General features: G+C 48.8%; 12 protein-coding genes. 1 reads left to right on the forward strand and 11 read right to left on the reverse strand.

Features of this window, described 5'->3' with window-relative positions:
* Positions 1–2 precede the first annotated feature (2 nt).
* From CJP46_RS25410 to CJP46_RS25450, 9 genes are all read right to left on the reverse strand, one after another.
* A complete protein-coding gene (locus CJP46_RS25410) occupies positions 3–893 on the reverse strand; it encodes a carbohydrate ABC transporter permease (RefSeq protein ID WP_094598436.1) in 891 nt (296 codons plus the stop codon).
* A gap of 13 nt (positions 894–906) precedes the next feature.
* Positions 907–1,764 (reverse strand): ABC transporter permease, encoded by an 858-nt coding sequence (locus CJP46_RS25415; RefSeq protein WP_256992541.1) that lies wholly within the window; start codon positions 1,762–1,764, stop codon positions 907–909.
* A 191-nt stretch (positions 1,765–1,955) separates the two neighbouring features.
* Entirely contained in the window at positions 1,956–3,605 is a 1,650-nt protein-coding gene (locus CJP46_RS25420; RefSeq protein ID WP_094598438.1) for an extracellular solute-binding protein, read from the reverse strand.
* 153 nt (positions 3,606–3,758) lie between these two features.
* Positions 3,759–6,086, reverse strand: a complete 2,328-nt coding sequence (locus CJP46_RS25425) for a helix-turn-helix domain-containing protein (protein ID WP_179281326.1) — start codon at positions 6,084–6,086, stop codon at positions 3,759–3,761.
* 21 nt (positions 6,087–6,107) lie between these two features.
* On the reverse strand, positions 6,108–8,363 hold the full coding sequence (locus CJP46_RS25430; RefSeq protein ID WP_179281327.1) for a glycosyl hydrolase family 95 catalytic domain-containing protein: 2,256 nt from the start codon (positions 8,361–8,363) through the stop codon (positions 6,108–6,110).
* Positions 8,364–8,702: 339 nt separating this feature from the next.
* Positions 8,703–9,737: a sialidase family protein gene (locus CJP46_RS25435; protein ID WP_094598441.1), complete on the reverse strand. Its 1,035-nt coding sequence runs from the start codon at positions 9,735–9,737 to the stop codon at positions 8,703–8,705.
* On the reverse strand, positions 9,734–10,651 hold the full coding sequence (locus CJP46_RS25440) for an N-acetylneuraminate lyase (protein WP_094598442.1): 918 nt from the start codon (positions 10,649–10,651) through the stop codon (positions 9,734–9,736). The genes CJP46_RS25435 and CJP46_RS25440 overlap by 4 nt, the downstream gene beginning before the upstream one ends.
* Before the next feature lie 136 nt (positions 10,652–10,787).
* The gene (locus CJP46_RS25445) at positions 10,788–11,849 is read right to left on the reverse strand and encodes a substrate-binding domain-containing protein (RefSeq protein WP_179281328.1); all 1,062 of its coding nucleotides are present in this window, start codon (positions 11,847–11,849) and stop codon (positions 10,788–10,790) included.
* A gap of 222 nt (positions 11,850–12,071) precedes the next feature.
* Positions 12,072–12,986: an AraC family transcriptional regulator gene (locus CJP46_RS25450; RefSeq protein WP_094598444.1), complete on the reverse strand. Its 915-nt coding sequence runs from the start codon at positions 12,984–12,986 to the stop codon at positions 12,072–12,074.
* Between the two features lie 51 nt (positions 12,987–13,037).
* Here CJP46_RS25450 and CJP46_RS25455 point away from each other — a divergent pair, with 51 nt between their 5' ends.
* A complete protein-coding gene (locus tag CJP46_RS25455) occupies positions 13,038–13,850 on the forward strand; it encodes an SDR family NAD(P)-dependent oxidoreductase (RefSeq protein WP_218831056.1) in 813 nt (270 codons plus the stop codon).
* 128 nt (positions 13,851–13,978) lie between these two features.
* Here the strand turns inward: CJP46_RS25455 and CJP46_RS25460 are convergent, their stop codons facing one another.
* Together CJP46_RS25460 and CJP46_RS25465 are read right to left on the reverse strand one after the other, a co-directional pair.
* Complete coding sequence (locus CJP46_RS25460) at positions 13,979–15,010, reverse strand: aminoglycoside phosphotransferase family protein (protein ID WP_094598446.1); 1,032 nt, start codon at positions 15,008–15,010, stop codon at positions 13,979–13,981.
* Between the two features lie 536 nt (positions 15,011–15,546).
* Complete coding sequence (locus CJP46_RS25465; protein WP_179281329.1) at positions 15,547–15,774, reverse strand: hypothetical protein; 228 nt, start codon at positions 15,772–15,774, stop codon at positions 15,547–15,549.
* Between the last annotated feature and the right edge of the window lie 67 nt (positions 15,775–15,841).

The raw sequence follows: 15,841 nt of genomic DNA on the forward strand, positions 1-15,841 counted from the left end.
TTTTATCCCTTAACCGCCCCAATCAAGGCCCCTTTGACAAAATACTTCTGAAGAAATGGATAGACGAGCAGAATCGGAACAGTAGCCACGATAATCGTCGCATGCTTGAGCGTTTCACCGATAATGGCAACCTCTCCGCCGCTGGCTCCGGTAGCCATCGAGCTGGCATCATTGAGCAGCAGCAGCTCGCGGAGAACCAACTGAAGCGGATAAAGGGATCGATCCTGCAGATAGATCATTGCGTTAAACCATGAGTTCCAGTGGCTGACCCCGTAGTAAAGCAGCATCACGGCCATCACCGGCATACAGAGTGGAATCATGATCCGGAAGAGAATGACGAACTCATGAGCCCCATCGATCTTTGCCGATTCCTCCAGGCTGTCAGGCACAGCCTCGAACGCCGTTCTCATAATAATCAGATTAAACGCCGAAATCGCCTGGGGGATCATCAGAGACCACAGCGAATTCGTCAAGCCAAGCCCTTTTACCGTGAAATATAATGGAATCAGGCCTCCGTTAAAAAACATCGTAAATACGATAAACAGCATGAGCGGCTTACGGTAACGCAGTCCTTTGCGCGATAACGCGTACGCTCCAAAGGCCGTAAGGATGATATTGAGGACAAGTCCGCCGGCAAGAATAATGAAGGTATTGACATAACCCTTAATAATCATCGGGTTTTCAAACACCAGCTGGTAAGCATGGAAACTGAATTTTAACGGTCTCCATAAAATCCCGGAATGCTGCATGTACAGCGTCGGATCGCTTAAAGAAGCGAATAAAACATAGACCAAAGGGTAAACCGTACAAATTGTGATGACCGTTAATAAGGTATAGTTAAAGGCATCGAATGCTCTCTCACCTAAAGATGGTCGGCCAATTCTTCGTTTCATGAGCAGATTCCTCCTACCATAAGCCCGTATTGTTCATCCTCCGGCTCAGCCAATTGGAGCAAATGACCAGCATAAAATTGATGGCGGAATTGAACAGTCCTACGGCCGAACTGAAGCTGTAATCGAACTCCTGCAGTCCTACACGGTACACGTAAGAACTAATCACATCCGCGGTTTCATACGTGGACGGATTGTATAGGAGAATGATTTTCTCCCCTCCCACATTCATGACCCTGCCCATTTCCAGAATGAACAGGATGATGATCGTGGGCATGATTCCCGGTAATGTCACATGGAGCATTTGCTTCCAGCGGCTTGCACCGTCCATTTTTGAGGCTTCATACTGCTCCTGATCAATACCGGCTAACGCTGCCAAATAGATAATGGTACCCCATCCGATATTTTGCCAAATTCCTGATGAGACAAAGATCGTACGGAAATATTGGGATTCAAGCAGTAAAGATACCCGTTCCCAGCCTAATAACGCCAGAAGGTCATTAATGATCCCATCACTCATCGTAAATTCTCTGATCATACCGCATACGACAACAAGCGAGATAAAGTGCGGCATATAGGTAAAGGTCTGAACGGTCCGTTTGAATACCGTCTTTCTCACTTCATTCAGCAGGAGTGCGAGAATCAGGGGAGCGGGAAATCCAAAAACCAACTCATAGAAGCTGATCAACAACGTATTTTTAATGACACGCCAGAAATAAATGCCATTAAAAAATGACTCGAAGTGTTCCCAGCCCACCCATGGACTTCCCATGATTCCTAATCGCGGGGAAAAATCTTTGAAAGCAATCATGGCGCCGTACATCGGATAATAGTGAAAAATGGTGAAATAGAGCAGAACCGGTGTCAACATCATATAGAGCCAAGGGTTTTTTCGGATATCCTTCAGAATTCCCCAGCGGATCAGGCTCCTGCTTCCGGAAGAGGTCAATAGAGCCCCATGCTGCTTTTGAGGCGGATGTTTCGCCATGCCGTTGTCACTCCTCATGATCAATCTAAGCCCAGAGGAATCCGGCGGTCATCGCCCTCCTCCGGGCTGATCAACACTTACCGCTCGTTATAGCGATCCAGCGCATTCTGATAGATTTCGACCGCCCGATCAATCCCGAGCTTCTTAATCTGCGTGACGTAGGCATCGTAATTCTCCATCGGTTCCTTGCCGACGATGAACTTCACGAACATCTCTTCCTTATAGTTGCTTACGTCCGTCAAGATTTTGCCGAGCTCCTTGCTCTCCTCATCCGTGGGGGTAAGGAAAGCGGGCAGTGTGTGTTTTTCCGCGTCTGTTTTAGACCATATTTTAACGGCCTCATCCTGCTCAGGGAACGTATTCCAATTGCGGCGCTCATCCGCCTCGTACGGGCCATTCGGTTTGGAGTATTGGGATACCATTTGCTGCAGGCTGTATTTCTCGTTATTTTTGATCAAATCGGTATACACCGGAGTTCCGTTGTCCATCGAATAGCTCTCGCCTTCAATGCCGAAATTGAACAGCATGGCACCTTCATCGCTGTATGCGTAGTCCAGCCACCTTGCGACCAATTCCGGATTTTTGGCGGCGGTTGTAATCGCTTTGCTTGGTCCGGGGTTGTATTTAAAATCACGTTGACCCGTAAATGGAACCTCCCCTTTCTGTACCGTTGGATAAGGGGCACCCACCAATTTAAACTTCGGGTCCTGTTTCTTCATGGCATCCATCCACTTTCCCAGACCGCCACTCAGCAGCGATACCGTTGCTCCGGTCTGGCCGGTCAAAATCTTGTTATCCAGAGCTTTGCCGTCCGTAAGCGCAAAATCCTTATCGAACAAGCCTTCGGCAAACCATTTGCGGAACAGCGCCAGGAAATCCTTATACTGTGGATCGACCGGACCATACTTCACCTTGCCCTCATCATCGATATAAAAAGAGTTAGATGTGTGATAGGCGCCGATAAAAGCATCCCGGATTTCAAAATTCCCTCCCGTGTACGTGACGCTAAGCGGAGCTTTCGCCCCTTTCTGATCTTTGAATGCTTTCAACGTGGTTTCCCATTCCGCAATCGTGGCGGGCACAGGCAAATTCAAGTCGTCGAGCCAGTCTTTTCGGATCATCGGGCCCCGGAACACCAGCCCGGAAGGGTTGCGGATCATCGGAAATACGTAATATTTGCCGCTGTCCGTTTTCACCATCCTGTCGAGTTCCTTGTCTGCTTCCAGCTTTTTCTTGAGGTTTGGCGCATACTTGTCAATGAGATCATTGAGTTCCAGAATGACCCCATCTTTGATCGCCTTCTCCGGCCCTCCGGGATAAGAGCCTGCGCTTCGCCCGGTCCAGTCATATTCGACCGTATCAGGCAGCTCATCTGAAGCGATCATCAGATTAAATTGTTCCTTCGTCTGCTGATCATTCGGATGGACATACTTCACGTTCACTCCGGTTTTCTCCGCGAGCGCCTTTCCAAACGGCGTTTCGGCTAGATTGGAATAGAAAGTGACGGCATTATTGTTCAAACTTTCCCATGATGTGAACCCCTCGCTCGTCTTCAGCGGATAGGTCGAACCGATATCTGAAGATGCGCCTGCTTGATCTTTCGGTTCACCCTCCTCGCTGCTTCCTGGTGAGCATCCCGCCAGGATCAAGCTCATGAGCAGGACAGAAGAGACACCCGCTTTAAAACGCCTTAATAAGATTTTGCCTATCCGCAAACGTCGATCCATTGCCATTCCCCCGATTCAGGATAGTATGATGAATACCCTTTCACAACAAAGTATCCGAAGCCATTGTTCAACAAATTCGCGAAAGTGAACATAGACAAAACATAAAATGATAGGCAATTCATTAAAAACCCGTAATCTTGTCTGTCCTCCGAGTCATTGCGCCGCCTTTTGGAATGCTCCCGGAGTCATGCCTTCAAACTTTTTAAAGGTTCGTACAAACGTGCTGACATCCGCATAACCGACACGGCCAGCAACTTCATTGACGGTCAGTTTGTTATATGTCAGAAGGCTTTTGGCTTCAGCCAGACGCGAGCGGTTAATCGTGTCCAGCAGCGCTTCCCCCGTATGATCTTTATAAAGACGCGAGATATAGGACGGCGTCATCCGAAACACATCACCGATCATGGAAATATTCAAATTCGGATCATGCAAATGGTTATCTATGTAGCGCTGTACATCTTCAATTAAATACCGGTGGTGGTCCCTTTTCTCGGCTTGGATCCAGCCGCAGACCTGACTCAGCTTATCCTTCAATTGTTCCTTCATTTGCGGGACATGCTCACATGAAAGCAGCGGTTCCACATCCAAGAGATGCGACTCCAGTGATCGTTTGCCCGTAACGCTGACTTCATCAACCGTATTAAGCATCGTGCTGGCCATGTTATACATTAAGCATTTGGCAAGTGGGACGGATACCGGATGTCCCGAGAAGTTTTTCTGGAAAATATCTTCAATCAGCGCCTCAGCCTTCGCGTAATTTCCGCTCTTCACTACATAGATAAGCTGCTGTTCGACGCTGAGCGGGAAATAATAATGATGCGGCGGCGCCTGATTCAATTGAGTATCCCCATACCGGATGAACTGTCCGCTTCCAAGTACAATCCGATACTCCAGGGCATCCAGTGCCTCATGATAGGACTGTGCGATCCCGTATATGTCCGAATAGACTTCTCCGACCGCGATCGTCAGCTCAACCTGCATCTGTTCCTGCATAAACTCACGAACCTGAGCGGATATGCGATGCAGAGTAAGCCGCTCCCTCTCTTCAGAGTCGCTTTTTTGAAAATTCACAACACACGCAAGAACATCATTCATTTCCGTCGTGTATACGGCGGCATCACCCGCTGCTGCATCCACCAGGACATTCGTCAGAATAAAATGCAGCATTTGCTCCTTTTTATCGGACAGGTCGTTCTGGCCGTACTGTTCAAATTTTCCGAAATCGTCCACGGACATGAGAATGACCACAAAGCGGTCGGATGAAAACTCAATATGATGGGCAGCAAGGGATTCGTGAAAGAGGGCTTCCTTTTCTATGGATCCCTTAAGAAGCCTGCGGATGAGATGGGCCCGAATCGTGTTGCGGTGCTGATCAAAACGGGCACGCATATCTTCCTTTTCCGTAAAATAATGCTGAATGGCCCCTTGAAGGAAGGAATATTCACTTGAACCTCCGTCAAACCGCAATCCAAATTTATGCGAGAGACTTTGGAGCATCACTTGGATCGGCATATAATTTTTCCGCAGAAAAAGTACGCAGATCACTCCTCCAACCAGGAAACACGTCCCGATGCTGATCCATATAAGCTTCCGCATATACTGCATTTTCTCGTTAAAGAGGGATGCCGGTAACACGGAAACGTATTTCCAGCCCGTTATTTTTGAAGTGATATAGGAAACAGCCGCTTGATGCTCCTGCACATCCATATACACCATGCCCTGTTGATCTTGAAGCTCCCCGTAGGTGAGATGCTGCGGCAGGAGGCCTAGATCTTTCCGAGCGGCAATATACCGGCTCTCTGTATCCAGAATGAACATGCTTGCATCCGGATGCCGCGGGGCACTTTCGATTAATTTCGAATCCTTCATGACAAATAGTACGATTGCCGGCGGCTGCCCCGGTGTGTTAAAAACAAGGGATCTAGCAAATACAACAACCGGCGTTGAAGTCCCTCCATCCCAAAACGTCATCGGCGTATAGTCGTTTACATATTTTCGCTCAAATAAGTTATTCCATTGGTCAAAAGAGGTATTATCCTGCTGGCGCAGCTTTTGAAACAAACCCTGGCGGTTCATATGATCGTAGGTGGAGATCACCGTGTCACTGTTCGTATACATGACATAAATTTGCTCAATGTAATCATTCGCGTTTTTATACGTGCGCAGGCTTTCGGAAATTTGGAACAAATCATAATAATGGGCATCGCTTAGCGGGGGATCGACACTCGAGAAGCTGGAGATATTCCGGTTTAAAGCAATCTCCAGGCTCAACTGCTCAAGCCCTTTCAGCTTGCTGTCAATCGACATCTCCATCTGTTCCAATAACAACGCATTCGAACGGTTTGTTTCCGTCTTGACCTGTTGATATGTAATGAAATACAGAACAAAACTGATGAGAATGGGTACCATTAACACGGTTATATAGGAAATCAGCCAAGTGACTATCACGCTTCGGTTGTATTTGCGCAGCTGCTTAAACATGATCCTCATGCCTCCTTGAAGTTATTTCGGAAATCCATACAATCGCCATGGCTTCCTGCCTCCAAAAAAGTGCTGCATGCCTGGCTCAGCCGGCACAGGTGCAATTACCAGTGGGCGCTTATCGTCTGCAGCATACAGCACAGCCTCATCGCCCGATTTCAGCATGATTTCGATCGAACGATCCTCATGTAATATATAATGGGCCGGCTTACCTTGAACTTCGATCACAAACCCTTGATCTGAGTGTGCAAGATCCGTAAGCAATCTGCAGGGTTCCCCCGCAAGACTCTGAATGCGGATAAAAGTCGTTTGTCCCGCCTTCCAGGCAGCGCTTACAAGGAATCCACCTTCAGCACGCAAATTGTGAAATACAGCCTCCTGCCACTTCGCCGGAACCGCAGGAAATACCCGAATGATGTTCCCCCAGCTTTGCAGCAGCATGTCGTGAATCGCTTCCGCCCCGGCTAAAGGCGTCTCGATGACCGGCCCCGCCTCTTTATACATCGTATTCGGTTTAATCAAATGCATTAAGCTTCGCAAATAGGCTAGTGCTTCATCGCCCAGACCCATTGCTGCTGCAATGGAAGCAGCTCCCGTGAAGCTGAAGCCGCGCAGATCGCCTTCCTTGGATATCCAATGTCTGAGGGAACGGATGGCCAAATCCCTTTCTTCCTCAGAATTTCCGGCAATATGCAGCGGGAATACAGCCATCAAATGACTGAAATGACGATGGCCGAAATCCAGGCTGAGATCCCTTCCGATTTTGTATCCGGTTTGGTCTACCGGCAGTGGAGTAAGCCTGGCAAGAATATCGGCCCAGCACGCCTGCAGCGGATCTTCAATCCCCATCCTTTTGGCAGCATACAGCAGAGTTTCGCAGCCCCAGCGTAACAGGGAGAGGTCGTAATGGGCATCGGGGGTTGTGAGTTGTTTAAATGAGCCGTATTCAGGTGATACCGTGGGTGGCAGGTGGAGTTTGCCGTCCGGACCTTCCTCCAGAAGATGTATATAGAGGCAGATGCTTCGCCGCAAAAGCGGATAAACAACATCATGAAGCAGCGTCTCGTCCATCGAATAGCGGTACTGCCTCCAGCAGTTATGCATGATCCACGTTAAATTTCCGATCTCATCTTCAACCGGGCTGTTCAGATCATAGCTGCTGCTTCTCCCCAGGCCGGCCGAATCGCTGCGGAAAGATTCAGCAACGTTAAGAATTAATTGCTCCTGATGCTGCCGCAGCGAAGCAATGAGGGATTGTCCCAGCTCAAGACGGTTCGCGGAATATACCGGCGAATAGCTCATCTGGACGTTCATATTAAACCATAATCCCGGCCATGGCGTTGAGGTCATCCACGGGCCTTGGTTATCTATTGGAAGGAGATCTTTTCTTGTTGCAGAGGCCAGCTTGTACATTTGGATCCAGTAAAAGCTTTCGAGCTGCGTGTTCGGAATCGATACGAAGCTTGCCGGATAGTATTCATGCCACCAACTGCGATGTTCTGAAATCCATGAAGTCATGTCTTCCTGGGGCACCTTCTCAAGTTCATGGCGTGCAATTTCCCTGACTTCACTTGATATTCCATTGATCACCGTCAACAGACATAAACGGCGATACCATACTTCGTTTTCGCGTTCCCCTTTTCGTTCCTTCACTTTTCCGTAATTATGAACCTTCCAAGCCGTTGTGCAGCCTTCACCCTTGCCATAGGATTGAACACCAAATCCAGTCCCTTCCTCTTCCGTCCGTTCAACAGTGATCTCAGGTATGTGTTGGTTCAGGTTGATTCCATCGGCATTTTTCAGAATGGGATCGACCTCAGGATAGGAATACCATCTCATTTTCGCCTTTTGCTCACCTTCATCGCTATCAAGTTCAATGGCCAGAACCGGACATAAGGCATGGATCAATGCCCTCAATCTGACCTCTCCCTTCGTCGTAGGGATCACTGCGCGCATTTCAGCATTCCAAAGATCAAGCCGAATCTCACAAGGCTGATAGATCCACCCCTCCATCTCCAACGTGATCTCGCCAATTGGGACGCGCACAGGAAACGCCTTAGGCCCCCCTTCACGCGAAGCCGTCACGTCGGTCCGTCCAAGCACGAATCTCAACACATGTCGTTGATCTCGATGCTCCTCGCTATATATCATGGCTCCAAGAAGACCGTTGCCTATAAAAACACCTTCATCCCAACTTATAGGTTTGGTTTGCCATAACATATCGTGACGGGACAGGAATACTGGCCAATCGATATTGGTTTGAATGCACTTACTCATTTGCTTTTCCTCCTCCATTTTCGGGTTATTGTCATAGCCGTAGTACCTGCCTTACAGTGTATCATCTAAAGATGTATTCGCTTACATAAATGGTCAAAGATATGGAAAAAGACATGAAGAGAAAAAGGCAGCCGACCAACAAGCCGGCTGCCTTTAAATGTCTTCAATGAGATATCGTTTCCCGGTCGCTAAATAAATACAGAAAACATAGTGAGTAACCTGGAAAATAATAAGGTAGCATTACGCCGTTAATGTGGCACCTCCTGATACCTGTATTGCATATATATATTCACTTTCCGCCTCAAGTATCCTGCCAGCTCAATCGGATAAGCTGTCATACTATGATTCCCCAAGCGCAGCAGCCGGCTCGAGCAAGAAATCGTTCTCCCGGAAGCTGTAGCCGCGGATTTGCCCTTTCGGGGCATCGTCGACGATATAATTGACGACATAAATTTCTCCGTCCTCGAACTGCACCCAGCCCGAATAACCGAGATCGGACACCGGACTGCGGTCGTAGTCGACCGGCATGATACGCGTCCATTGATCTTTCCGATTCTCCGCGGCAGCCGACTCCTGATCCGTTATCGACGCGAAAAAGTTTTGCGTCCATTTGCCGAGCCAGCCTTTGCCGCCTTGCATAAACCGGTACGTAATCAGCACGGTTCCGCTTTGGAGCAGTCCGGCTACGGGGCGGTGGCAGCCCGGCAGAGGGGTTCGGTAGAGGTCGCTCCAGCTTTCTCCAGAGTCGCGGGAGATCGTTTTATAGCAATCCCATCCTTCGCCTGAATTTTCGCGCAGGAAAGCGACTAACGTGCCGTCCTGCAACGGAAGGATGCTGACTTCGCACAGCTTCAAGCCCTCCTGTGAGGCTATGAGCACCGGCTCCGACCAATCTTTACCTTCGTTGTCTGAATAGCGGAGCCACTGGCCGTCCCGATCGTGAGCCGATAGCAGCCAACGTCCGCTGGGCAGCTCGCACAGCTTATCCGGCACGATCCCTTCCAGCGGTGTTTCGATCGGTCCGGACCATTTCATTCCTTCTTCGTCTGCGAACCATAAATAATTCCTTGCATTGGATTCTTTGGCTCCGGAGATCCGGTCCGCGACGATCGCGAGACGTCCTCCGCTTAGCCGGGATATCCGAGCACAGTTCCAATAAGGCCTGCCGCTCGTCGTCTCGGTTAACGCGCGTTTGTTCGTCCATGTTCTCCCCCGGTCCATGCTTTCGATCAATACAAGCCGTGAAGCGGAACGGTCGCCGTGATGGGTCGTTTGGGTAAAGACGCAGATCAGCTTGCCTCCTCTTGTCAGAACAACATCGGGCCAAGCCTCATACCAGTTATCATCGCGGCTGATTTTAAATTTTTGGATCATAAACTCTTCTCCCCCTTATCTACCATTAAGAGGTCTGACGTTGCATAAAAACGGTCGATTTCCGCCTGCTGCTCCGCGCTAAACCGCTTCAGTGGCTGACGCGTCGCGGGATTAGAGATGACGCCTTGCAAGAATAGCATCCGCTTCTCGTACGGAATGACGTCGTAATGCAGCATATGGGCGATCACCGCGTTCGCCTTCACTTGCAGTTCCCGAACGGCATCCCAGTTGCCTGCCGCTTTCACATCGTACATGCGGAGGAACGGATCCGGCATCATATTAAACGTGCTGCCGATCGCGCCGTCCGCCCCAAGCAGCAATCCTCCGGCCAATACCTCGTCATGGCCGTTCCAGATCAGGAAGTCGTCCCCGCACCGGCTCCGTATTTGCTGCATCTCGAACAAGTTCATCGAGGTAAATTTGACTCCGAGGCACTGCGGGTTCCGCGCCATGTCCTCATAGAAATCGAGGGAGAGCTGAACGCCTGTTGCGCCCGGATAATGATAAACGATCATGGGCAGCCCCGATGCCGACATAATCGAAGCGTAATGCTCGCGGATTTCTTGCACGCCGACTTTATAATAGAAAGGAACGACGGCCGAGATGGCGTCCGCCCCGGTTTCTTCCGCATGGCGCGCCAGGCTCATGCTTTCCATCGTACTGATAGAGCCGACATGCGAAATGACGACGGCGCGGCCTTTGGCCGCTTGGACGACAGTCTCAAGTACCTTCTTCCGCTCCTCAGACGTAAGAATGAAGCCTTCCCCCGTGCTGCCGCCGACATAAAAGCCATGAATTCCGCAGGCGATCTGATGCTCGACAAGCCGGGTCAGCGAATCATGGTCCACCTCGAGCTTCTCGTCCATGGGAGTAACAAGTGCTGTGAATATTCCTTTGAATCGGTTTCGGTCCATCTTATTACGCTCCTTTAGCCTTTATTTGAGCCGACCATGATGCCTTTCACGAAGTGTAGACGCTTACAATTTGAAATGGAAAACAAGCCTTGATGCCGCGGCTGCTCTTTCCGTCTAAGAAACGGCCGCAGCGGAGCTACCCCGAACTATCCCTGATAACGAGCTCCGGCTGCAGAACCTGTATTCCCCCGCTTTCGGAATCCAGGAGCGTTTCGGCGGCCAGTTTGCCCATTTTGTAGGTCTGAAAGCTGACGGAGGTCAATTTTACCGGTAGCGATAAACAAATTTCCGTATTGTCACAGCCTACGATCGCCAGGTCCCGGCCGACGACGATTCCCTTTTCCGCGGCGGCGGCGTAAACGCCTCTGGCGATTCTGTCGTTGAAGCAGAAAAACGCATCCGGTTTATTGCTGCTGTCCAGCATACGGAGCGCGCTTGAATAACCTTCTTCATCCGAGTCGAAGGCGGTCTCAAAGGCGATCATGTCCCTTCGGGCCGGCAAGCCTGCTTCGTTAATCGCGCTTAAGTAACCCATGTACCGATCGGAAGAAATCGAATAAAGCGGCCTCGAGATAAAGCCGATCATTCGTCTTCCGGCATCGATCAAATGCTTCGCGGCCATATATCCGGCGAAAAATTGATTCGCGATAACTCTCGGCGCGGCGATATCTTCGATCGTCCTCTGGCAGAATACGAACGGGATCCCCGCTTCCTGAAGCCGATAGAACGGCGTCAAATCCGCCTTGCCGAATATGGCCGGCACGATGACCAGCCCCTTCACCTTGCTGGCGATCATCCGATCGATATGTCTGGATTGTTTCGCATATTCATCATCCGTATTGCAGATGATGAGATTCATTTCATGCTCGCTTGCGACGTCGCCCACGCCCCGCGCGATATCCGGATAATTGTAATGCTGGATGTCCGGAATCAGCAGTCCCCAGCTTTTAATTTCCCCGCCGTCTTCTCTTTCCGCCGCCGTAGTCGCTTCGGCGACATACGTGCCGCTTCCGTCCCGCGAATATAAATAACCCTCCCCGATCATTTCGGAGATCGCCCTCTCGACCGTCGTTCGGGCGGCATGGAACGTATCGGCAAGCACGTTCCTCGAAGGAATGCGGTCATGCGGCTCCATTTGCGCGATTAGGCGGATCAGTCGTTCCTTTATTTCTAGATAGCGATGCGGTGTTGTAGTCATCGGTTCCTCCGTAAATCTGTATGACAGATATCGATCATGCATACAGATTATAACCCTGACCTGCGGCCGTTTCCATCCTTTTCTTCCTGCAGCGTTGAAAAGAACAAAAAATAATAAAAGAAGCCGCGAATATGCCGCAGCTTCTGCTTTCGTTTCTAATGGTTTCCACGTCTTATCGCACTGACGTCCTCCGATAGTGCAAAGACCTGGCTTATCTTTTGCCTAATGAGCAAATCTATCCTTTTCTATCTTCTCTACTATGGGGCTATTTTTAAAAGCTTTGATATCTTTAGATGGTGAAGATCCAAAAAGCCTGCGATATTCCCGGCTGAATTGCGATACATTTTCATAACCGACTTCCATAGCTGCTGCAGTCACATTAATTGCGCCGCCCAGCATAAGACGCTTGGCTTCAAATAGTCGAAGCTGCTTTTGATATTGTATAGGTCCTAGTGTAGTAACGGCTTTAAACTTATGATGCAGCCCGGAAACGCTCATGTTCGATAATTTTGCTAATTCCTTTATCGTAATCGTTTGAGCATAATTCTCTTTGATCCATGCGATGGCTTTGCCAATCCCCTCGTCTTGCCGATCTATCATGACTTGTTGAAAAAAAATATGCCCTGAATCCCCAGAGAGCAACTGAAAAATCATCTCGCGTTTCATAAGAGAAGCCAAATAATGATTCGCATTCGGTTTCTCGATTAGCTTGAGCAGGCGGTAAAAAGATTCCACCAAACCTTCGTCGGCTGTCGCGACGTATGCTCCTGTATTCAGCTTTTTGTTCCTTGGTTTAAAATGAATGCCGGCCTCCATAATCACGGAAGCGATCTCTTCCATCGTAAAATCAACGCGCAAACCGATATAGGGCCTCTGCTTTGTGGCCCCGATAATTTCCGCAGATGCGGGAATATCGATAACGGATACCAGGTAAGCTCCGGCATGATAATCAATGACCTCTTGGCCAAGATGGAGTTTTTTGGTGCCCTGTAGAATTAGACAAATCGATGGAGTCAGAACACCCGAAATCTCCGAAGTCTGCCGACTATACCGCATTGTCGTTAAAAACGGGATCATCGTCCGGTTACGCCCCTCGTCAAGGGTAATCCGTTTCGCAATTTCCAGCATTTGATCCATATACGTTTTTGATTGGGCGCTTTTCGTATCGGCCTTGAAACAGCCCGGGCTTTGGCTGAAGCGGGTGCCGAAGTGACATTGGCTGTTCGCAGCCTCGATGCAGGAAAGCTCGCAGCCGAAGATATTGCTATAACCACGGGTAATCCACTCGTTAAGGTGATGCCATTAAATCTTACCGATCGATCATCGATAGCCTCATTCGTTGCTTCATGGAGAGGGCCGCTGCACATCTTGATCAACAACGCCGGTATTATGGCAACGCCCGAGTTGCGAAGCCCTGAAGGCTGGGAGCTTCAATTCGCTACCAATCATTTGGGACATTTCGCTCTTGCCACCGAACTCCATGATGCTCTAGCGTTGGCAGACGGTGCCCGTGTGGTATCAGTTAGTTCCGCGGGGCATCTCCGCTCTCCGGTGGTGTTCGATGATATTCACTTCCTGCGTCGTCCCTATGACCCGTTTCTTGCCTACGGACAATCCAAAACAGCTAATATACTATTCGCCGTGGAAGCTTCAAAACGTTGGATCAACGACGGTATCACTGCAAATGCTTTAATGCCTGGCGGTGTGCGAACTCCGGGAGTTGACCGTTTACAGATCACTGCCGAGCAGATCGAAAAACTAAACGAGACTAGAACAGGCTATCCCGAAATCATCTGGAAGACCCCTCAACAGGGAGCCGCTACTTCCGCGCTTTTGGCAACGTCTCCATTGTTAAACGGTATCGGCGGACGATATTTTGAAAACTGCAACGAGGTCGGACCTCGGGTTGCAGAGACTCAGTCGGGGCTCGCCTCTTACGCAATTGATCCCGACGCGGCTGAAGAATTGTGGAAAGTGTCTATGGAATTGATTCATATCTAATGAGGAACCTCACCCTCATCCCTCGGGCAAAGTTTCCTGTCCTTTAGCTCAACAAATACAGCAGCCCGTTACTTGCAGGCTGCTGTTGTGTTGTTTTGATACAAGAAGTTATAGAACTCATCGATCAATCATTGTTCATTCTTTATCTCATAGATTTTTTGCAGGGTATGGATGTGCATCGTTCTTTCATCATCCGTATCATGGAGTTTGTTTCCCGATCCTGCGTTCATATACCACTCTACAAGCCTGTACCCGAACATAAGTAGAATCAACTCATATATGCAGTTATCCTTTATGTGCGAAATATCCGCATATTCCGAAAAGCCCTTGTAATAAGCCGGGATACATCTATGGTAGTATTCAACCATGTGTTCAATATCGGCTTCGTCCGCGATAAGACTTGCCATATCTTCACCTAAATAGCCCCACCCTGTGGTATCCCAGTCGATGAGTGTGGTTTTACCGCCTGAATAGAATATGTTTGTCACCCAAAAATCCCTATGGCACAGCACGATGGGCAGCTTTTCAATACGGTTGAATATTTCGTCTGCGCTTTCATCAATGTCGATGAGCATTTTACATAGGTGTTTCGGGATCTCGCAATCGTCGGAGCGTATGTAATCGTATACTCTATTCCATGACCGGTAATGGAGATAGAAGTTCTTCATACAATCCACTTTGCTTAGGTTGGTCAAGTTCTGTAAAAAAGCTGGCTTTTCGGCATATAACTTGCCTTGGAACCTTCCTAATTCCTCGGCTGCGCGTTCATACATATCGCCGGTCAAGTCTAAACCCGATATACCGTCGATATATTCCATCCATATCTGCGTTTCGTCTTCTTCTTCGTTCATTTCGACGTGATAGCATTCAGGCCAACGGAATGATTCAGAAAACAGAGCGCCGAAATTGGATTTATAAAAATCGTATTCTCTACGCCATGAATCGGGATCGCTGTAGCGTTCCCATTTCTTCTGCGCCTTTAAAACGATTTTATAGGGTAATTTCCCGCCGTCAGTGGTTTCCGCATTACCCGTTATAAGCTGTACATTACCCACTGTACCGCCATGTAATGGTTTGGTTTGAAAATCGGCACAGATTATTTTTGTACCAAGCATTTTGCTTAACACCTGTGTCAGAGTTTCGTCTTTTATTTCACTCATGATGAAGACCTCCAATCGTTTTTTAACTAGGTGAAACCTTTTTGTACCTGTTGTTCGCTGTTCAAATTTACCCGGCCGCGTAATACTCCATCAAGTGAAATCCTAATGGATATAAGATGTTTTTCAGTGGCTATGTAACATTAAGCGTTTTACAACTTCTTTTGCGTATCCCTGTCGCCAATACTCTTTCCCAAACATCATGTCCGATTTCTACACGGTCATTTACAATCATCATATTTGAAAAGTAGGCAGCGATGAAAGGTCAACTATAGATATATTCATTTATTATCTCTTCCTGCCCGTTAGCTTAATGGAATAGCGGTTGGAAAATGATTAGGTATATGTCAAGGCGCAAATCGAAATATGAACTTGTACTGATAAAACAAAAAAGCCGCTAAAATAGCGACTTTCCATGGGACCATGCTTTTGTCCCCCGACATCTTTCTATCCGCGGGATTTCCTTAAGGACTGTATTCGAAGAGGTGTCTGCAGCAACCCCCCTTTGCCGTATATTCCGCCCCCGCTCAGTCGAGCGCCTATCCCACAATCCCCGCTTCGATCAGCTTACAGACCGCTTCGAACTCCGCTTTGAAATCAACCCGCAGCCAATTGTCTGCATAAACCGGCGCGGAAAAATATGAAAATGCCAGCAAAATAGCATGCAGCCGCCCAACGTCCTCAATGCCGCTCGCTGCCTTTAAGCTGCCCACCAAATCGCCGATGTGCCGAGCGAGTACCGCCGGATTCCTATCGATATACGCCATACGCCGTATACAGCTTAAACATTTCCGGCTCACGCACATAAGCTTCATATTTCGATTGACAAGACGA

It is taken from the genome of Paenibacillus sp. XY044, from assembly GCF_002257645.1.
Taxonomy (GTDB): Bacteria; Bacillota; Bacilli; order Paenibacillales; family Paenibacillaceae; genus Paenibacillus_AQ.